Annotated in this window: 20 protein-coding genes, 1 pseudogene and 1 other annotated feature; of the genes and pseudogenes, 3 read left to right on the plus strand and 18 right to left on the minus strand. The window is 40.7% G+C overall.

The features are described 5' to 3' along the window. Nucleotides 1-7: 7 nt before the first annotated feature. The 10 genes from PSF42_RS00410 to btuC all read right to left on the minus strand — a co-directional run bounded on the left by PSF42_RS00410 (nucleotide 8) and on the right by btuC (nucleotide 9,908). Nucleotides 8-496: a C40 family peptidase gene (locus PSF42_RS00410; RefSeq protein ID WP_125890956.1), complete on the minus strand. Its 489-nt coding sequence runs from the start codon at nucleotides 494-496 to the stop codon at nucleotides 8-10. Between the two features lie 82 nt (nucleotides 497-578). Then, on the minus strand, nucleotides 579-986 hold the full coding sequence (gene arnF, locus PSF42_RS00415) for a 4-amino-4-deoxy-L-arabinose-phosphoundecaprenol flippase subunit ArnF (protein ID WP_125890955.1): 408 nt from the start codon (nucleotides 984-986) through the stop codon (nucleotides 579-581). Further along, the gene (gene arnE, locus PSF42_RS00420) at nucleotides 983-1,330 is read right to left on the minus strand and encodes a 4-amino-4-deoxy-L-arabinose-phosphoundecaprenol flippase subunit ArnE (protein WP_213913264.1); all 348 of its coding nucleotides are present in this window, start codon (nucleotides 1,328-1,330) and stop codon (nucleotides 983-985) included. The genes arnF and arnE overlap by 4 nt, the downstream gene beginning before the upstream one ends. Continuing rightward, complete coding sequence (gene arnT / locus PSF42_RS00425) at nucleotides 1,327-2,985, minus strand: lipid IV(A) 4-amino-4-deoxy-L-arabinosyltransferase (protein ID WP_213913265.1); 1,659 nt, start codon at nucleotides 2,983-2,985, stop codon at nucleotides 1,327-1,329. Before arnT ends, arnE begins: the two co-directional genes overlap by 4 nt. A 7-nt stretch (nucleotides 2,986-2,992) precedes the next feature. Further along, entirely contained in the window at nucleotides 2,993-3,886 is an 894-nt protein-coding gene (gene arnD, locus PSF42_RS00430) for a 4-deoxy-4-formamido-L-arabinose-phosphoundecaprenol deformylase (RefSeq protein ID WP_272679253.1), read from the minus strand. Then, nucleotides 3,886-5,871 (minus strand): bifunctional UDP-4-amino-4-deoxy-L-arabinose formyltransferase/UDP-glucuronic acid oxidase ArnA, encoded by a 1,986-nt coding sequence (arnA, locus tag PSF42_RS00435; protein WP_248468318.1) that lies wholly within the window; start codon nucleotides 5,869-5,871, stop codon nucleotides 3,886-3,888. The genes arnD and arnA overlap by 1 nt, the downstream gene beginning before the upstream one ends. Next, entirely contained in the window at nucleotides 5,871-6,863 is a 993-nt protein-coding gene (gene arnC, locus PSF42_RS00440) for an undecaprenyl-phosphate 4-deoxy-4-formamido-L-arabinose transferase (protein WP_125890950.1), read from the minus strand. The genes arnA and arnC overlap by 1 nt, the downstream gene beginning before the upstream one ends. After that, entirely contained in the window at nucleotides 6,863-8,008 is a 1,146-nt protein-coding gene (gene arnB, locus PSF42_RS00445) for a UDP-4-amino-4-deoxy-L-arabinose aminotransferase (RefSeq protein WP_125890949.1), read from the minus strand. The genes arnC and arnB overlap by 1 nt, the downstream gene beginning before the upstream one ends. Nucleotides 8,009-8,127: 119 nt before the next feature. Then, the gene (locus PSF42_RS00450) at nucleotides 8,128-8,901 is read right to left on the minus strand and encodes a vitamin B12 ABC transporter ATP-binding protein BtuD (protein WP_185746848.1); all 774 of its coding nucleotides are present in this window, start codon (nucleotides 8,899-8,901) and stop codon (nucleotides 8,128-8,130) included. Nucleotides 8,902-8,906: 5 nt separating this feature from the next. Beyond that, complete coding sequence (gene btuC / locus PSF42_RS00455; RefSeq protein ID WP_272679254.1) at nucleotides 8,907-9,908, minus strand: vitamin B12 ABC transporter permease BtuC; 1,002 nt, start codon at nucleotides 9,906-9,908, stop codon at nucleotides 8,907-8,909. A gap of 122 nt (nucleotides 9,909-10,030) precedes the next feature. On the opposite strand from btuC, the gene PSF42_RS00460 reads away from it, so the two are divergent. Then, complete coding sequence (locus PSF42_RS00460) at nucleotides 10,031-11,008, plus strand: RhoGAP domain-containing protein (protein WP_272679255.1); 978 nt, start codon at nucleotides 10,031-10,033, stop codon at nucleotides 11,006-11,008. Between the two features lie 210 nt (nucleotides 11,009-11,218). Here the strand turns inward: PSF42_RS00460 and PSF42_RS00465 are convergent, their stop codons facing one another. Continuing rightward, complete coding sequence (locus PSF42_RS00465; protein WP_117162001.1) at nucleotides 11,219-11,506, minus strand: addiction module antidote protein; 288 nt, start codon at nucleotides 11,504-11,506, stop codon at nucleotides 11,219-11,221. Then, nucleotides 11,499-11,813, minus strand: a complete 315-nt coding sequence (locus PSF42_RS00470) for a type II toxin-antitoxin system RelE/ParE family toxin (protein WP_272679256.1) — start codon at nucleotides 11,811-11,813, stop codon at nucleotides 11,499-11,501. Before PSF42_RS00470 ends, PSF42_RS00465 begins: the two co-directional genes overlap by 8 nt. A gap of 172 nt (nucleotides 11,814-11,985) precedes the next feature. On the opposite strand from PSF42_RS00470, the pseudogene PSF42_RS00475 reads away from it, so the two are divergent. Together PSF42_RS00475 and PSF42_RS00480 are read left to right on the plus strand one after the other, a co-directional pair. Continuing rightward, nucleotides 11,986-12,414, plus strand: a pseudogene (locus PSF42_RS00475) (contractile injection system protein, VgrG/Pvc8 family); the annotation flags it as partial. Between the two features lie 71 nt (nucleotides 12,415-12,485). Next, nucleotides 12,486-12,704, plus strand: a complete 219-nt coding sequence (locus PSF42_RS00480; protein ID WP_248468296.1) for an ogr/Delta-like zinc finger family protein — start codon at nucleotides 12,486-12,488, stop codon at nucleotides 12,702-12,704. A gap of 47 nt (nucleotides 12,705-12,751) precedes the next feature. Here the strand turns inward: PSF42_RS00480 and PSF42_RS00485 are convergent, their stop codons facing one another. From PSF42_RS00485 to rplT, 6 genes are all read right to left on the minus strand, one after another. Continuing rightward, nucleotides 12,752-13,402 carry a DCL family protein gene (locus PSF42_RS00485; protein ID WP_272679257.1) on the minus strand — a complete coding sequence of 217 codons (651 nt, stop codon included), beginning with the start codon at nucleotides 13,400-13,402 and terminating at the stop codon, nucleotides 12,752-12,754. A 209-nt stretch (nucleotides 13,403-13,611) separates the two neighbouring features. After that, the gene (gene ihfA, locus PSF42_RS00490) at nucleotides 13,612-13,908 is read right to left on the minus strand and encodes an integration host factor subunit alpha (RefSeq protein WP_004263721.1); all 297 of its coding nucleotides are present in this window, start codon (nucleotides 13,906-13,908) and stop codon (nucleotides 13,612-13,614) included. Nucleotides 13,909-13,912: 4 nt separating this feature from the next. Continuing rightward, nucleotides 13,913-16,300, minus strand: coding sequence for a phenylalanine--tRNA ligase subunit beta (gene pheT / locus PSF42_RS00495; RefSeq protein ID WP_272679258.1), 2,388 nt, complete (start codon nucleotides 16,298-16,300; stop codon nucleotides 13,913-13,915). 14 nt (nucleotides 16,301-16,314) lie between these two features. Further along, the gene (gene pheS / locus PSF42_RS00500) at nucleotides 16,315-17,298 is read right to left on the minus strand and encodes a phenylalanine--tRNA ligase subunit alpha (protein ID WP_102139209.1); all 984 of its coding nucleotides are present in this window, start codon (nucleotides 17,296-17,298) and stop codon (nucleotides 16,315-16,317) included. A 123-nt stretch (nucleotides 17,299-17,421) separates the two neighbouring features. Further along, nucleotides 17,422-17,551 (minus strand) — a sequence feature (Phe leader region). Next, a complete protein-coding gene (gene pheM, locus PSF42_RS20780) occupies nucleotides 17,501-17,545 on the minus strand; it encodes a pheST operon leader peptide PheM (RefSeq protein ID WP_136134757.1) in 45 nt (14 codons plus the stop codon). (Overlaps the previous feature by 45 nt.) 89 nt (nucleotides 17,552-17,640) lie before the next feature. Continuing rightward, nucleotides 17,641-17,997: a 50S ribosomal protein L20 gene (gene rplT, locus PSF42_RS00505; protein WP_004263714.1), complete on the minus strand. Its 357-nt coding sequence runs from the start codon at nucleotides 17,995-17,997 to the stop codon at nucleotides 17,641-17,643. Nucleotides 17,998-18,019: the final 22 nt, after the last annotated feature.

Below are 18,019 nucleotides of genomic sequence, written 5' to 3' on the forward strand. Positions count from 1 at the left end.
AGTGAATTTAGATACGTCTTGCTTGCCAAAACACTTTTCGCCAATAAACGTTATCCATTGATGAACGGATCACCCCTTTACTCGTTGATGCGTGAATGAATGTATTATCGGTATCGTAAATCCCCACATGCAATCCATTCTCCCCTGAACCTGTTTTAAAAAACACCAAATCCCCTGGCATCAAATCAGATTTATCAATCCGTGTGCCTAATTGAGTTTGATCTACTGTTGTTCGAGGTAACTGAATGGCAAAACGGTCGTTAAATGTGCGATAGACAAAACCGGAACAATCCACACCATTTTGATTCATTCCGCCATAATGATAAGGCGTACCATACCACTGCTCTAGCTGGTCTTTTAATTGCGCTATTGTCATGATGGGATCTGACAACTGTGTTTTTAACGGTGGTGGTGGCGTTCTTTTAACCGGTGTCGATGAACACCCAATTAAAACCAAACACAATAATAGTGGGAGGTGTTGTATTTTTATAACCATAAAGCACCTTCTTCGTCTATCTTATTGCGATAACTTGCTTATATTATAGTGCGTGAAGACGATAATATAAGCAACTAAGAAATTACTCCGTTCTATCACTTGATGATTTATTGGGCCGACTAATTAGCCATACCCCTAATAAAATAAAACCAATTCCAATGGCCTTTAGCCCTGTCGCAGGTTCATTAAACCAAGGTAAAAAAACCGCTAATAAATAAACGAAAACATAGCTTAGACTAATAAGCGGATAAGCTTTATTCAATGCTATGTGTTTTAATGCGAATAGCCAACATAGCATCGATAACGCATAGCACACTAACCCTAAAAAAATAATGCTTAAACTAGCAATGTTAGCCAGTAACCAATCAAATTGTAGCCAATGCCAGCCAAGTGTGAATGAAGGAAGTTCAACTACCCCTGCTTTTAAGCTCAGTTGAGCGACTGTGACTAATAACGCGCTGCCAATCACCCATAAATAGCCCTTATTCATACGCTGATACTCATTAGCAAAATACCAAACATAATGGCCGCAACCCCTAACCAGTGATTAAGCCCTGTTTGCTCTTTATACACAAACTGCCCAATAAGAGTAATTAATACAAAATTAATACTTAGCATTGGATAAGCAATACTCAGCGGCATGGTTTCCAATAATTTCAGCCAAAACAACATGCCAAGCCCTAGCATGAAAACCGCCAGCACCAGCCACCGAAGGGCTGATGCGGTTTTATTGGTTTTCTTACTCTGCCAATTAACGACAGCTTGCTTTTGAGCAACTTGCCCAACACAGGTCAAAACACTCACAAGCAATAGCAGCAGTAGTTGTACGATCATTGTTGATGGTAAACCACTATCGCCATACGTGAATTTTTAATAACTTCATCTGGCTTAGGAATGTCAGGTAAGCCTTCTTTACGGCCTAATAAAAAGACAACAGTTACCTGCCCTTCTTTGCGTGCTTTTTCTAACCACTGTGCAAACTGATCTGGCTTAATTAAGCGATGTTGGCTATCTGGGTATTCCAAACCATAACTGAGCTCCCCGCTGCTATTGTATAAATAGATATTGGAATTCTGCGTCTCCCACGCAAGTCCGGCGGCAACCCCAACATTACTTGCCATCAAGTATTTACTATTCATTAGTAAGTCATGATTTTGATGAATAAAGTTTTGAGGCAATTTAGAATCGATGGTGTTGTTTGGCAAAGCACTACCAATACATAAGCTGACGGCTAAAGAACATGAGGCTGCCCATAACCAGTATTTTGCATTTAATACCGTACATAGATAACCAATAATCGCCCAGATAGAAAATGCAACAACGCCCAACACCATTTTTGACCATTCATCCGGTTCGTACAATGGCTTTTTGATCACCGTACTAATGACAATAACCGCGATAACTGCCGCGATCCCTAATACAATATTAATAATCCCGTTGGCTTTCAATGCCTTCATTTTACCATTACGAACGCAATCAACCCCGTATTTCGCCATAAGCAATGCAAGTGGCGCCATAAACGGCAACATATACGTAGGTAACTTGCCACGAGAAATACTGAAAAAGATAACCGGAACAACAAACCAGCACAGTAAGAAAAACATATCGGGGCTAGACTTTCGTTCTTTCCAGCCTTTCATTAGCGCACCCGGTAGCAACCCAGCCCATGGAATAGCACCAAGAATGATAATCGGAATATAATACCAAAACGGTGCTATATGCTGAGCGTCATCTGCCGTGAAACGCTTAATGTGTTCAATCCAAAAGAAATAATGCCAATAATCAGGCTCTTGTTTTGCAACGGCTAATGCCCATGGCAAACTGATAATAACCGCAGAAACGATTGCGAGCGGCCCATACTTAAGTAATTCAAGGAACCGCTTTTGGTAAATTGTGACAGGAAGCATGACAATCACTGGAATAGCGAGGGCTAAGAAGCCTTTAGTCATAAAGGCCATGCCACAAGCTAGGCCAAGACAAAGCCATGCCGCTAATTTAGATTTGACTTCCCTCGACTTCATTGCCCACAAGCAACAAAACATACTTGCTGCTATCCATAAGGACAACATTGGGTCGAGAACACTATAGGTCCCGATGGAGAACACCAAGAACATCGAGATATAAATGAGGCTTGCAACATAAGCAACGTGGTTATTACGCCACATCATTTTTGCCATACGATAGACAAGTAATGCACTAAGAAGAATACAAAAAACCGAACCGAAACGAACAGCAAAGTTAGTTTCACCAAAGATCATTTGGCTAATATTGTTTATCCAGTAGCCGGCTACCGGCTTTTCAAAATAACGCACATCCAGCATGTAAGGAACAATCCAATCTCCACGCTGTAACATTTCACGGCTAATTTCCGCATATCGAGTTTCATCCGGTTGCCAAAGTAAACGGCTATTCAACGGCAATAAATAGGTTAAGATAAAAAAAAGAGCCAGCAGAGAGGCTCCTACTTTGCTCGCTCGGTTATTCAACATAGGTTGCTTATTCCTCTTCTTGGCAGCCTAACCAGCCTTCACGTCCAGGGAATGGTGCCCTCACCACACGCCCTTTTGGCAATGAATTTAAATCGTCTGGCAGTAATTCACTTAATGTACAGAATTGGATTTCTTCTTGTGTAATTCGTTCCAATAATTGTGAAAATTGTTCCGATTTAGACATTCCCTCCACTTCTGTGTGAATAGTATAAACTGGAACGCCTTGATCTTCTTTAATTGCTTGAAGAATAAAATCATTAAATGCTTCATCACTTACGACTGTTCCCACAACTTCATCGTAAGTTGGCAGTGTAACAGGGATTTGCACTGTCCCAAGTGAGCCATCAGCTAAAATTGGCCTAAATGGATATTTGCCACGACAATCACTGTTGTAGTCAAAGTTAAACATCTGTTTAACTTCTAGCACGCGCTCATCACCTCGCCAGCCCGCAACGGCTGAACACGTCACACGATGCCCAATGGCTTGCTCTAGAGCATCAACCCCTAACTTAACTTGCTCGGTCAGTTGTGGTTTACTCCATTTAGCAACCTTAGCCTGCCAACCTTGGTGATCCCATGCATGTAAGCCAACTTCATGGCCAGCATCCAAGGTTTGTTTCATCAAGTAGCCTAAATCTTTAGCAATTTTTTTACCCGGCCATGCTGTGCCCGCTAATAAGATATCTAACCCATAAAGGGATGCTGCATTAGACCTAAGCATTTTCCACAGAAATTTAGGACGCAAAAGGCGCCATAAATGGCGCCCCATGTTATCGGGCCCTACACTGAAGAAAAAGCTGGCCTGAATATTGTGCTCTTTGAGCACTTTGAGTAACTGTGGAACCCCTTTTAAAGTACCTTGGTAGGTATCCACATCAATTCTCAAGCCAACTTTTTTCATTAGTCTTTATTACCTAACTCTTCAACGGCACCTTGTAAGAAGAAGTCTAACGTTTCTTCAATGGTATCTTTCATATCGATAGTTGGAACCCAGTCCAGTAAACGGCGTGCATTTTCAACACTTGGTTTACGGTGTTCAACATCTTGATACCCTTGGCCATAATAGCTGCTGCTTTCGATTTCACGGAAGCCCGCAAATGGAGGGAATTTTCCACGTTGTGGGTGTTTTTCGAAGCTTTCCAACAACATTTCTGCTAATTCACGAATACTCGCTTCATTTGTTGGGTTACCGATATTGATGATTTGGCCATCACATTTACCATCTTTATTTTCGATGATACGGAACAATGCTTCGATACCGTCTTTAATATCTGTAAAACAACGTTTTTGTGCACCGCCATCAACCAGTTTAATTGGCGAACCTTCAACTAAATTTAGAATTAACTGAGTAATAGCACGTGAGCTACCAATACGTGCAGAATTCAAGCTATCTAAGCGAGGTCCCATCCAGTTGAATGGACGGAATAAGGTGAATTTCAACCCTTCTTTCGCACCGTATGCCCAAATCACTCGGTCAAGTAATTGTTTAGAAACTGAGTAAATCCAACGTTGTTTATTGATTGGACCAACAATTAAACGTGACTCGTCTTCATCAAACTCTTTATCATCACACATACCATAAACTTCAGAGGTCGATGGGAAGATAATGCGTTTGTTATATTTCACGCAGTAACGTACAACTTTCAAGTTTTCTTCAAAGTCTAATTCGAAAACGCGTAGTGGGTTACGGGTATATTCAATTGGCGTCGCAATCGCAACCAAAGGCAGAATAACGTCACATTTTTTGATGTGGTACTCAATCCATTCTGTGTGAATGCTAACATCACCTTCAATAAAGTGAAAACAAGGGTTACCAATAAAACGCTCGATCGCAGAAGAGCCGATATCCATACCATAGATATCGTAGTTGCCATCTTTTAACAGGCGTTCCGTTAAATGGTTACCAATAAAGCCATTGACACCTAAAATAAGAACACGTGTGCGACGCTTAACTTGTGCTGTTGGTTTTGCGCCAACGCGGACATCAGTCACGATACCCATTTCGTTAGCAAGACGGCTGCCTTGCATATATAAACCTGTCTCACTTTGGCCGCTAATGACTTCGATAGCACCTTGACCACAAGCGATACGCAGTGGGTCACTCGACAATACCGTACCAGCGGGCTTACCTTGGTTATCATCTAAAATGCGTGCGCGCCAGATAACCATTTTACGTGCGCCTAAATAAGTGAACGCACCTGGATAAGGTTCAGTCACTGCACGAATCAAGCAGTTAACTTCTTTTGCACTATTGTTCCAGTTAATCAAGCCATCTTCAGCGGTACGACGACCAAAGTACGTTGCTTGGCTTTCATCTTGCGCAACGGCTTTGTAACTACCTGCTTCGATTAATGGCAGTGTTTTATCCAATAAAACTTCCGCTGCTTCACGGACTTTTGCATGTAAAGTCAGGCTAGTGTCTGTATCGGTAATAGCCACTTTTTCTTGAGCAATGATATCGCCAGCGTCTGGTTTAGCGACCATTTTATGTAAGGTTACACCTGTTTCGCTTTCACCTTTTAATAATGCCCAATTGATAGGTGCACGACCACGATATTTAGGGAGTAATGAGCCATGGAGATTAAACGCACCTTTAGGCGCGATTGCTAACAACTCTTCACTTAACATATCACGATAGTAGAAAGAGAAAATGACATCCGGTTTCATTTCGCGAATGCGCTCAATCCACAATGGGTGATTAACGTTTTCAGGCGCAAAAACAGGAAGTTCCATGTCAGCACTTAAACGCGCAACTGAGGAGTAAAAGTGGTTTTCATTTGGGTCATCAGTGTGTGTAAACACAGCTTGGATATCAAAACCTGCTTTTTCAAGCGCTTTTAGCCCTACGCAGCCAATATCATGATAGGCAAAAACAATAGCTTTCATTAGTCTTCTTCCTGATTTTTGTCGGATTTCGCATCTGCTCCAACGACTTTTTGAATAAAATAACGGGGTCTCGCGCGCACATCATTGTAGATCCTACCGATGTATTCGCCCAGAAGCCCCATGGCAACAAATTGCGCACCAATAAACATAAAGAGTACTGCAAACAGAGTGAATACGCCATCTGCTGCCCACTCTGCGCCCAAAATTAAACGCAACGCCATTAACAATACCGCTAATAAAAAACCGCCAATCGCGATAATACTTCCGACAACACTCAATAAACGCAGTGGTGCCGTAGTTAGGCAAGTTAATAAGTCATACATTAAATTAATCAGCTTCATAAAGCTGTATTTAGAATCACCAAACTCACGTTCTGCATGCGCTACATCAATTTCAATGGTTCTACGTGCAAATGTATTCGCTAGAATAGGAATAAATGTGCTTCTTTCATGGCACTGCAACATAGCTTGAATGATATGACGGCGGTATGCACGTAGCATACAACCGTAATCGCCCATTGAACGCCCTGTTGCTTTCGTGATCATCGCATTAATCATTTTAGAGGCTGTTTTGCGAAACCAAGAGTCTTGGCGATTCGCACGGCGCGTACCAACGACATCATAACCTTGCATTGCAGTTTGGACTAAACGAGGGATTTCCTCTGGTGGGTTTTGTAAATCTGCATCCAAAGTAATCACTAAGTCGCCATCAGCTTGGTTAAAGCCCGCCATAATTGCAGAATGTTGACCATAGTTACGGTTTAAAATAATTGCAATAACGTGGTTATCGGGATTTTCCGCTGCTTCTGTCAGCATTTTCGCTGAACGATCGCTACTACCATCATCAACTAGAATTAATTCATAGGATTGAGTTAATTGTTTACATGACTTGATAGTACGTTCTAGCAATTGCGGTAAGCTCTGCTCTTCATTATAGACAGGGATTACTACTGAGACTTTTTTAATCTCATCAAATTCATCTGCGTGTGACACTATTTTGACTCCAAAAGAACTGCTTCTACAGCTTTAACAACCCGCTCAACATCTGCATCAGTCATATCGGGAAATAAAGGTAACGAACACAATGTGGCGCTATTCCATGTTGATTCAGGTAAAACTAATTCAGGGTATTTTTCACGATAATATTTTTGAGTATGTGCTGCGCGAAAGTGCAACCCTGTTCCAATATCATGCTCTTTCAATTTTTCCATGAATGTATCGCGATCAATACCACATTCGGCTTTATCAACACGCACCATAAATAAGTGATTCGCATGTAAATGTGAGTAACTAGGGACACTCAACATTTGTAAAGGGGAATTTTTTAGCAGCTCACGATAACGAGCTGTAAGCTCTGCACGACGCTGATTCAATTGCTCTACTCGTGATAACTGCACCACGGCTATTGCGGCATGAATATCCGATAAATTATATTTAAAACCGGGTTCAACAACCTCTGCTTGCGGCTTACGGCCTTGCATTTGCCTATCAAACGCATCAACGCCTAAGCCGTGAAATTTAAGCGTGCGTACACGCTGAGCGAGCTCATCGTCGTCTGTGGCAACTAGCCCACCTTCCGCACAGGTCACATTTTTGATGGCATGAAAAGAAAAAATAGACGTTCCCTTTTCACCAATCCACTCGTTTTTATATCGTGTACCAACGGCATGCGCAGCGTCTTCGATTAAAGCCACACCCGCTTTTTGAGCAATTAAGCGTAACGCGTCTAAATCACAAGGCGCCCCTGCATAATGTACTGGGATAATGGCCTTTGTTTTTTCTGTTAACGCTTTTTCTACGGCATCAGGTTGGATCATCAGTGTGTCACGATCAACGTCAATCATGACAGGGGTTGCCCCAAGCAACTCAATCATATTGATTGTTGACACCCATGTTTGAGAAGGCGTAATAACTTCATCACCAGGACCAATACCCAATGCCATTAATACAACATGCATACCTGCAGTTGCAGATGACAATGCAATTGCATGCTTGCAGCCATAGCGCTGACAAAAATCGTCTTCTAGTTGATGATTCTGTGGGCCTGTTGTTATCCAGCCTGAACGCAGAACGTTTTCTACTGCTTTGACCTCTTCATCACCAATTGCTGGTTTTGAAAATGGTAAGAAATTGCTCATATTGTTTATAGCCTAGTTTTCGTTGTGAATAGAATATTCTAGTTAATTATACTTTAACCGAACCTCAACACCTGCAAACATTGCGGTATTATCATGCAAAAATGTGTGATACAAACAACTTATTGCACATCGGCTAAATTTATAACCTGCCATACTCGGTGGGATGTGCTGTTTGCTAACTTAATTTCAGACATAAATATGTCAGATAATTTTTTTTCTGTCATGATGCACTCAGGTTTCCCTACTGCAACTAACTGCCCTTGTTTCATCATCCAAATACAAGATGCATTTTTATACGAATGACTAAGGTCATGACCACTCATTATAACGGTTCCTAAGCAATCACAAAAATATTTAATCCATTTATCAAGCATTGCTTGCTGAATAATGTCTAAATTATTGGTTGGCTCATCCAATAATATAAACTTTCCTTCGCATTGTTCGTTGTCCCAGACTTGCAAAAATGCAGCTATAATTCGAACTCTCTGCCATTCTCCACCCGAAAGTTGACTAATAGACTGACCCAATAATGATGTAAGTTGAAAGTCTGTACATAAGTGCTCAAAGATACCTGCAGAAAATATTGTTTTAGGCGAAAACAGGCCAATATATTGAAAAACTTTAAGTATAGGGGGTTCGTTAACCCATTGTGGAAGGTAAGCTCGCTGTTTGCTCAATTGAGCAATACGATACTGCCGTATACTTTTCCCATCTATTAAAATATCGCCATCCATGGGTAAATAGCCACTTATTGCACTTAATAATGTGCTTTTCCCCGCACCATTAGCACCCAATATATGAATTTGTTGCCCAGCCAGTACTTGAGCGGAAACATTAACGAGTCGTGTATCGATGGTAATATTCTTAATATCAATAATCAGTTTATTATCCATCACATCTACCGCCACTGTTGATGACGAATTAACAAGAAAATAAATATCGGAGCCCCTAGCGTTGCCGTAATAACACCAATAGGAACTTCAGCATTGGCGATTAATAACCGAGACAATAAATCTGCAGTTAATAACCCTAACGCCCCTGCCACCGCAGAACCAACCAATAATACACGGTTGTCTGTTAAGCCGCTTAATCTCAATATATGAGGAATTACCAGACCAATAAAGCTTATTGCCCCCGCTATCGCTACACTCAGACCAATTAATACACCACTAATAATAATTAATATAACGCGCCATTTATGAATTGAAATGCCTAATTGGTAAGCTTGTACCGTTCCCAATGAAAGATAATTTAGTATATTCCCTTGAAAAAGCGCCCAAATTAAAAACGGTAAACAACCAATAACCAGACCAATTTGGCGCCAACCAATCCCACTAAAACTTCCCATCATCCAATATAATAATTGCCGCAAATCAAGATTACTGCTCATATACACCATCCATGTCATACAAGCGCCACTGATCACGCCGAGTGCAACACCAACAAGCAATAAACTGGCGTTATTCAGGTTTTTACGACGCGCAAAATAGAGCAATATGGATGTAAATAGTAAGGCTCCTATAATCGCACTACCACTTATTAACCAATAATGAGTCACGCCTGAAGATAGCAATACCGTCAAAACAACAGCTACACCCGCACCATTACTGATACCCAACAACCCTGGTTCTGCGAGTGGATTCTCAAATAAGGCTTGCATGATAGCGCCTGTGACTGCCAGTGAAGCACCGACGATTATCACGGCTAATAGGCGTGGAAAACGAATTTGCCACACAAAAAGCTGAGCACTTTCGCTCCCCCATTGGCTAGGCCATAGCTGAATTTCCCCCACGCTTAAATAAACCACCCACATGATTAACAAAAAAATAATCAGCATAATAATTAATCGCATATCATCGCGAAGCTGGTTTCTCTGAAGCTTTACTAAGTGATTATTCATTATGTTAATAATATTTAAAATAGTGTTGGGGGAATTTTCAATTATATCTATTTATGAAAGAAATACGATACCAACTACCTATGATCAATAGAGTTTCATTAACCGCAAAACCAGAGGACACTATGACTATTTTAACTAAGCTCTCCACTACAAACTCCACACAAATAACTACCCCATTTCCCAAAATGCATAAACCGCCTTCATTTTGGCAACAAATTAAAACCGTCTGTAATAAAATATTGACTCATACATTATTTAATCATAAGCCAAAACTCAAGGCTCATAATAATCCAATATATTGCCCAAAAGTCCCTAAAGTTATTCACAATGATTTATATCAGCCTGTTAATGATATTAGTAAATTATCAAGTGATATAACACATGCACTCAAAAGCCATTCAGAAATTGAGCTTGATAGGTCAGCTGTGATCCCTCAATTTAAAAAAAACATACGTTTAATTAATGAACAAAAAGATATTTCATATGATGAGCGAAAAATGCATCTCCAGCTTAATGAATTAGATAAAGCCATCCGTTTACATCCAGACTTTGCGTCAATAGAGGGGATTTTCAGACTCTCAGGTAAAAAAGCAGATATGCATTTAATCTTTCTGCATTTAGATGCCAATAAGCCTCTTACTCAAACATTTATTGAAAATAACAATATTAGCCTTCCAAGTATTACCTTAGCTTATAAAGAATTATTTGGACTGATCATGGACAAACAGAACTACCCCGCCTATTTTTTAAACAAATCACCTGATAAAGCTTTAGAAGATGCTTATAAAAGTCAACGAGATATTATCGCGTTTATGAAGGAAAAAGAGGTCACTGGCGAGAAAGCAAATAACATATTAACCCAGACAAAAAACCGAATTAATAGGGTAACACCGTCAATGCCATTCAACATACTTACATCCCTTTTTGCTGATATCGCTAAAAACCCAGCAGCGAAAATGAATGCAAAAAACCTTGCTATATGTCTAGCGCCTAGGCTGCTAGCCGATCAATTTGAAGTCCCTTCAATAGAGAGCATGACATTAAATAATAGAATGATTACTTTTATTGAGGCATTAATTCACACTAAATTGTACGCTTGAAGTTCAAAAAAACAAAAGACCGCCTAGCCGGTCATTGCCAGCCCCAGAACATCGGGGCTAGCAATATTTTTCAATAGGTTACGAATGTTGTAATGAGTTAATTAGCACCATTATACAAACCAGTAAGGCATTTTTTAACGCAGGGTTATAGACAAAAAGAAATCAGGCATATTGAAAGTCAGATTATTGATTTTCTGGCTCAATGAAAAATTAATTAACGTGAGTTTTTACCGTTAGCTCAACACCTAACGCTTTCATTACCGCCAACGTTGATTTTAATGTCGGGTTACCATCTTCACTAAATGAGCGGTATAGCTGTTCACGAGAAAGCCCAGTTTCTGCCGCGATTTGGCTCATTCCTTTCGCTCTGGCCACAATCCCTAATGCTTTTGCAATGTATGCAGAATCACCCGTTTCGATGGCATCCGCCATAAAAAATGCAATTTCTTCATCATCGACTAGCGCGAGCGCTGGATCATAAGTTGTTAAATTACTCATCATTGTTTTCCTCTAAAATCCACTTTTTAGCCAGTGTCTTAGCTAATGTAATATCCCGTGATTGAGAGCCTTTATCACCACCGCACAACAAAAGGATTATCGTATTGCCTCGTTGCTGATAATAGACACGATAACCAGGGTCATAATGAATTCTTAATTCACTGATCCCTTCACCCACTGGCATTGCATCCCCCGCTAAACCATTTGCTAAACGAAATAATCGCGTAGCAATCACAGTGCGCGCTCTTTTATCTTTTAGTTTTGATTCCCATAAACGGAATGCGTCGGTCTGTTTAAGTTCTTTCATGCTTAGAGTGTAGTTTATAAACTACACCTTGTAAAGATAACCAATTTCACGTTATTCAACTTGTGCCAATCATGACACAAAGCCATACACATGCGCCTCGTTCTTCATCCGTGGCAATCTATGTTTTATGAATAATACCGAAATTTTACGTTTGATTCGAAACCTAATCCGAATTGGTACCTGGCTTGACACACATGAGCTGAAAAAGAAAAAAACAGTGACGGTAAAACGTAAGCGAAAAAGCAAACAACCTACAAAACCCGCTGAACCGAAAGAAAAACAAGGGGAATATTTAGCCGGCGAACAAGGGAACGTCCTGACGCTTTCTCATACCTACGCCACGAAAGAAAATGCCGCCCGAGCCGCAAAAGCCAACTGGGAAAAAATCCAACGTGGTGTAGCGTCATTTTCGATTCAACTCGCGGTTGGCCGTGCAGATCTCTACCCTGAAATGCCTGTCACCGTCAGCGGATTTAAACCCGAAATTGATAACGCGGACTGGACATTAACGCGAGTAGTTCATTCACTGAATGACAGCGGGTTTACTTCAGCTTTGGAGTTGGAGGTTAAGATTTCAGATTTAGATATGGCTGATGAATAATTTTTTAGACTGTATGGATATACATGGTATAATTTACGTAACATCAACATCATGACAAAGGATACATAATCATGATGAATTGTCCCGAATGCGGTCACGCTGCACATACACGTAGTTCCTATCAAGTCTCATCCGAAACCAAAGAACGTTATAACCAGTGCCAAAATATTAATTGTGGTTGCACATTTGTCAGTCACGAATCAGTGACCAAAATTGTTGTTAAACCCGCACATATTAATGTTGTTGAGCCGCATCCGAATAAATACCAGCAAAAAACGCTTTCGCTATAAAATTACCCCCTATGAACAAGGGGCTTTTATGATTTAAATAATATCAATTATGATTTTCTACTTAAGTTAGCTTTAGCACTTAGAAGTTTCAATTGTGCGTTCTCTTGATGATATTGCACCCACTTTTCTTTTAAACGTGAATCACTAATTACTCCCCTTTGGTCATAATCATCAGAGTTTGGATTTTTTAGTTCTATGGAGCCAATATTTTGTTCAACTAGCTCTAAAAAGCTTAAGAATAGTTGGTCAAATGAGGGGGTTATATATGCCACATGGCTGTTTTCAAAATTTAATGGAATATGCAATATTGGACAATATATTGTTTCTTTAAGATTATCTTTTTTAAAGGCAACAATGGCTTCCTTAACTGCTCTCCTAAATGCATAAGATACAATAGTTTTTTGAGATGCAGGCTTAACACAGTGAACCCAACTAATGTCAGTAGATTTACCATCCTGACGGTGTATATAAAGGCATTTGTTATTATGAAAATCTTTTTCTACTGTGATACTTGCTATGCCGCACCCAACTTTTTCTTCATATTCGCTATGTAATTTAAACAATTCTGAGAAAAAAATTTCATCTTCCTCAGTGAGTTTCTGGCAAAATTGATAAAAAGAAATTCTCCTCCTGATTTCCTCTATAGCAGACTTTTTAGTTTTAAGTTGATAATCCCCGAAAATTATAGGTTTAGCCATGATACTTTCCTATTTGACTGTATTCAGATGCATTATTACATATGGTAATAGAATAAATGTGAAGCCCCTTATAACACGGGGCTAATGCTAAAGGTGGGTTACATGTGGATGTAATGTGGATGATGCTTTATAAATCCTTTTATAAAACATGCAGTTATAGATAAACAAAAGACCGCCTAGGCGGTCTTTTTTCATATCAAACGATATAATTACTCTTTCGGTGTTGCTTTTTCTACACGGCTTTTTAATTTTTGGCCTGGGCGGAAAGTAACAACACGGCGTGCAGTAATTGGAATATCTTCCCCAGTTTTTGGGTTACGTCCGGGACGTTGATTTTTATCACGTAAATCAAAGTTACCGAATCCAGATAATTTTACTTGCTCACCATTTTCTAAGGAAAGGCGAACCTCTTCAAAGAAAGTTTCGACAAGGTCTTTAGCATCACGTTTGCTAACACCCAGTTTTTCAAACAAATTTTCTGACATTTCAGCTTTAGTAAGCGCCATAGGTTTAGTCCCTCAAGGAGGCTTGGAATCGCTGTTTTAACGCAGCAATACACAGATCAACGGTAGCAGTGATCTCTTCTTCTTCCATGGTACGTTGGGTATCTTGGAAGACAAGACTGATAGCAAGGCTCTTGTAGCCGTCTGCTATTCCTTCACCACAGTACACATCAAATAAGTTTATGCCAACTATATGATTTATGCCAACTTTTTTACACTCTGCTAAAACTTCAGCAGCAGCCACATCTTCTGGCACGACAACAGCGATGTCACGGCGGTTCGATGGATAGCGCGAAATCGCCTTAGCTTCAGGGATGACACGTTGTGCTATCGCATCACTACGAACCTCAAACACCACCGTACGACCATTTAAATCGAGTTTGCGTTCTAATTCTGGGTGAACCACACCAATAAAGCCAATGTGTTCATTTTCCAGATAAATCCCAGCACTTTGACCTGGATGCAATGCAGGATGTGCCTCAGATTTAAATGTAATTTGATTTAGTTTCCCAGTCAATTCAAAAACAGCTTCAAGATCACCTTTTAAGTCAAAGAAGTCAACAACTTGTTTATCTAATGACCAATGTTCTTCAAATCTATTGCCTGTAATCACCCCTGCAAGCATTGGTTCCTGACGGATCCCATATTCTGCTTGATTATCAGGAGTAAAGCGCAGACCCGTCTCAAATAAACGAATTCTATTTTGTTGACGATTCTGATTATAGACAACCGTTCCTAATAAACCAGTCAACAATGATAAACGCATCGCTGACATATCAACCGAAATCGGGTTAGGTAAAATCAACGCGTCTTGTTGTGGGTGCAGTAAAGCTTGCACTTTAGGGTCTACAAAACTGTAAGTGATGACTTCTTGATAGCCACGGTCAACTAACATTGCTTTAATACGTTTTAAAGGTAAGTTAGCTTCTTTGTGATTAGTCATGGTCAAATCAGCACGTAATGGCACATCAGGAATGCTGTTATAACCATAAACACGAGCGACTTCTTCCACTAAATCTTCTTCGATTTGCATATCGAAGCGCCAGCTTGGAGCAACAACATCCCATGTGTTTGCAGATGCTGTGACTTTGCACCCCAAACGCGTCAAAATATCAGTCACTAACTCATCATCAATAAAGTGACCAATCAAACGGTCTAATTTATTGCGGGTCAGTTTAATATCTGCGGCTTTTGGTAAATGCTGTTCACTGGTTACATCAATAATTTCACCGACTTCACCACCACAAATCTCAACAATTAGCGCAGTAGCACGTTCAATCGCTTTAAACTGTAATTGAGGGTCAACACCACGCTCAAAACGGTGAGATGCATCTGTGTGCAAACCGTAATTACGTGCGCGGCCAGTGATTGATAATGGGTCGAAGAATGCACACTCTAATAAAATATTTTTGGTTTCCGTATTAACACCTGAGTGTTCACCGCCAAAAATACCTGCAATCCCCAATGCTTTTGATTCATCAGCAATCACTAATGTGTCTGATTTTAACGTTGCTTCACTGCCATCAAGGAGAACCAGTTTCTCCCCTTCTTTTGCCATACGAGCAACAATAGCGCCATCTAAACGGTCTAAGTCATAAGCGTGTTGAGGCTGACCCAGTTCCAATAAGACGTAGTTGGTGATATCCACAATCGCGTCAATAGAACGGACGCCACCACGGCGCAACTTTTCTTTCATCCACATTGGCGTTGGCGCTGACACATCAATATTTTTGATCACTCGACCTAAGAAACGTGGGCAGGCATTTGGTGCTTCGACTCGAATTGGGAATGTATCTTTTGTCGTTGCGGTCACGGCGTTAATAACCGGCTCATTTAGCGCTAATTTGTTAATAACAGCGACATCACGTGCAACCCCAAGAATACTCAAGCAATCTGCACGGTTCGGTGTAATGCTGATTTCAATCGCATTATCATCAAGCTTTAGATATTCACGAATATCGGTACCGATAGTGGCATCTAGTGGCAATTCAATAATTCCGCTGTGGTCATCAGAAATACCCAGCTCAGAATAAGAACACAGCATGCCTTCAGAAGGTTCGCCACGCAATTTTGCCGCTTTAATTTTAAAATCGCCCGGTAATACTGCACCCACGGTTGCAACAGCAACTTTTAGGCCTTGACGGCAGTTTGGTGCACCACAGACGATATCTAATAAACGCTCACCGCCTACGTTAACTTTTGTAACGCGCAGTTTGTCTGCATTTGGGTGCTGGCCACACTCAACCACTTCACCAACAACAACGCCGTGAAATTGGCCTGCAACTGCATCTACACCGTCAACTTCCAAACCCGCCATCGTGATTTGGTCGGATAAAGCTTCACTACTGATCGCCGGGTTTACCCATTCGCGTAACCATAGTTCACTGAATTTCATGAGATAGACCCGCCTTATTTAAACTGTTTGAGGAAACGAAGATCATTTTCGAAGAATGCACGCAGGTCAGAAACACCGTAACGTAGCATTGTTAGACGTTCCATTCCCATACCAAATGCAAATCCAGAGTAAACTTCAGGGTCAATACCTACATTACGTAATACATTTGGATGCACCATTCCGCAGCCTAATACTTCCAGCCATTTGCCATTTTTACCCATCACATCAACTTCCGCTGAAGGTTCGGTGAATGGGAAATAGGATGGACGGAAGCGTACTTGAACTTCCTCTTCAAAAAAGTTATTCAAGAAATCATGCAGTGTGCCTTTTAGATTGGTAAAGCTAATATCTTTATCAACAATCAGGCCTTCTGTTTGATGGAACATAGGTGTATGCGTTTGGTCATAATCATTACGATATACACGACCGGGGGCAATGATACGAATCGGTGGCTGTTGGCCATTCATTGTACGAATTTGCACACCTGATGTTTGCGTACGCAGTAAGCGTTTTGCATCAAACCAAAAAGTATCGTGGTCTGCACGCGCAGGGTGGTGAGCAGGGATATTTAGCGCATCAAAGTTATGATAGTCATCTTCGATTTCTGGGCCTGTTTCAACAGAGAAACCTAATTCGCCAAAAAACTCTTCAATTCGCTGAATTGTACGGGTCACCGGGTGTAACCCACCATTTTCCATACGACGCCCTGGTAATGATACGTCAATTTTCTCTGAAACCAGACGTGCATTAAGGATTTCAGCTTGCATCGCGTCCTTACGGGCGTTCAGTGCATCTTGAACCTGTACTTTAGCTTCATTTATCACAGCCCCTGCTGCTGGACGTTCTTCAGCAGGCAGTTCACGCAACGTTTTCATCTGTAGTGTGAAATGGCCGCTCTTGCCTAAATATTCAACACGCACTGATTCCAACGTAGCAACATCTTGGGCCTGTTCAATGGCTGCTTTTGCCTGTGCAACCAACTCAGCGAGATGTGGCATTGTTTCCCCTTTATGACCAATTGGTCTTTTTGCTAGTTATTCACTATATATATTAAGCTTCACATTCCATTTGGTAATGAATGAATACTTAACTGATTTTACTGTACTTAACCTAAAACTAGAAACAGAAAAGCCTCCCTAAGGAGGCTTTAGCGTAATCTTTCATTTCTTCTTTCTATTTACGCGCACAAGCCCCCGAGATTCAGGTGCTAAAGTAAAAAAAGAAACGAAAAATAACAGAATGCATGTAGCGAACTCTCAGTAACTGACTGTATCTAAAGTATTAACACAAATCACTATAAATGAAAAGAGGAAGTTACCCTCCTCTTTTCAAGCAAACAATTAAGCTAAAGCGCCTTTCGCTTTTTCTACTAAAGCAGTGAATGCTGCTTTATCGAAAACTGCGATGTCTGCTAAAATCTTACGGTCGATTTCAATTGAAGCTTTTTTCAAGCCATTGATGAAACGGCTGTAAGACAGGCCATTCTGACGAGCCGCAGCGTTAATACGTGCGATCCACAGTTGACGGAACTGACGTTTACGTTGACGGCGGTCACGGTAAGCGTATTGACCAGCTTTGATTACCGCCTGAAACGCTACGCGGTAAACACGTGAACGTGCACCATAGTAACCTTTCGCCTGCTTCAGAATTTTTTTGTGACGTGCACGTGCGATTACACCACGTTTTGCGCGAGCCATAGCTATCTCCTATCGTCTTTTA

Origin of the sequence: Providencia sp. PROV032, assembly GCF_028484875.1 — a bacterium.
In the GTDB taxonomy this organism is placed as follows: Bacteria; Pseudomonadota; Gammaproteobacteria; order Enterobacterales; family Enterobacteriaceae; genus Providencia; species Providencia rettgeri_E.

Excerpts from the sequence above, each read along its gene's own strand:
- btuC (WP_272679254.1), bottom strand. The coding sequence starts at position 9,908 with ATGAATAATCACTTAGTAAAGCTTCAGAGAAACCAGCTTCGCGATGAT.
- pheS (WP_102139209.1), bottom strand. The coding sequence starts at position 17,298 with ATGCCACATCTCGCTGAGTTGGTTGCACAGGCAAAAGCAGCCATTGAA.
- arnA (WP_248468318.1), bottom strand. The coding sequence starts at position 5,871 with ATGAAAGCTATTGTTTTTGCCTATCATGATATTGGCTGCGTAGGGCTA.
- PSF42_RS00470 (WP_272679256.1), bottom strand. The coding sequence starts at position 11,813 with ATGAAAGAACTTAAACAGACCGACGCATTCCGTTTATGGGAATCAAAA.
- PSF42_RS00450 (WP_185746848.1), bottom strand. The coding sequence starts at position 8,901 with ATGGATAATAAACTGATTATTGATATTAAGAATATTACCATCGATACA.
- arnB (WP_125890949.1), bottom strand. The coding sequence starts at position 8,008 with ATGAGCAATTTCTTACCATTTTCAAAACCAGCAATTGGTGATGAAGAG.
- PSF42_RS00485 (WP_272679257.1), bottom strand. The coding sequence starts at position 13,402 with ATGGCTAAACCTATAATTTTCGGGGATTATCAACTTAAAACTAAAAAG.
- PSF42_RS00465 (WP_117162001.1), bottom strand. The coding sequence starts at position 11,506 with ATGAGTAATTTAACAACTTATGATCCAGCGCTCGCGCTAGTCGATGAT.
- rplT (WP_004263714.1), bottom strand. The coding sequence starts at position 17,997 with ATGGCTCGCGCAAAACGTGGTGTAATCGCACGTGCACGTCACAAAAAA.
- arnD (WP_272679253.1), bottom strand. The coding sequence starts at position 3,886 with ATGAAAAAAGTTGGCTTGAGAATTGATGTGGATACCTACCAAGGTACT.
- arnE (WP_213913264.1), bottom strand. The coding sequence starts at position 1,330 with ATGATCGTACAACTACTGCTGCTATTGCTTGTGAGTGTTTTGACCTGT.
- arnF (WP_125890955.1), bottom strand. The coding sequence starts at position 986 with ATGAATAAGGGCTATTTATGGGTGATTGGCAGCGCGTTATTAGTCACA.
- pheT (WP_272679258.1), bottom strand. The coding sequence starts at position 16,300 with ATGAAATTCAGTGAACTATGGTTACGCGAATGGGTAAACCCGGCGATC.
- PSF42_RS00460 (WP_272679255.1), top strand. The coding sequence starts at position 10,031 with ATGACTATTTTAACTAAGCTCTCCACTACAAACTCCACACAAATAACT.
- PSF42_RS00480 (WP_248468296.1), top strand. The coding sequence starts at position 12,486 with ATGATGAATTGTCCCGAATGCGGTCACGCTGCACATACACGTAGTTCC.
- arnT (WP_213913265.1), bottom strand. The coding sequence starts at position 2,985 with ATGTTGAATAACCGAGCGAGCAAAGTAGGAGCCTCTCTGCTGGCTCTT.
- PSF42_RS00410 (WP_125890956.1), bottom strand. The coding sequence starts at position 496 with ATGGTTATAAAAATACAACACCTCCCACTATTATTGTGTTTGGTTTTA.
- ihfA (WP_004263721.1), bottom strand. The coding sequence starts at position 13,908 with ATGGCGCTTACTAAAGCTGAAATGTCAGAAAATTTGTTTGAAAAACTG.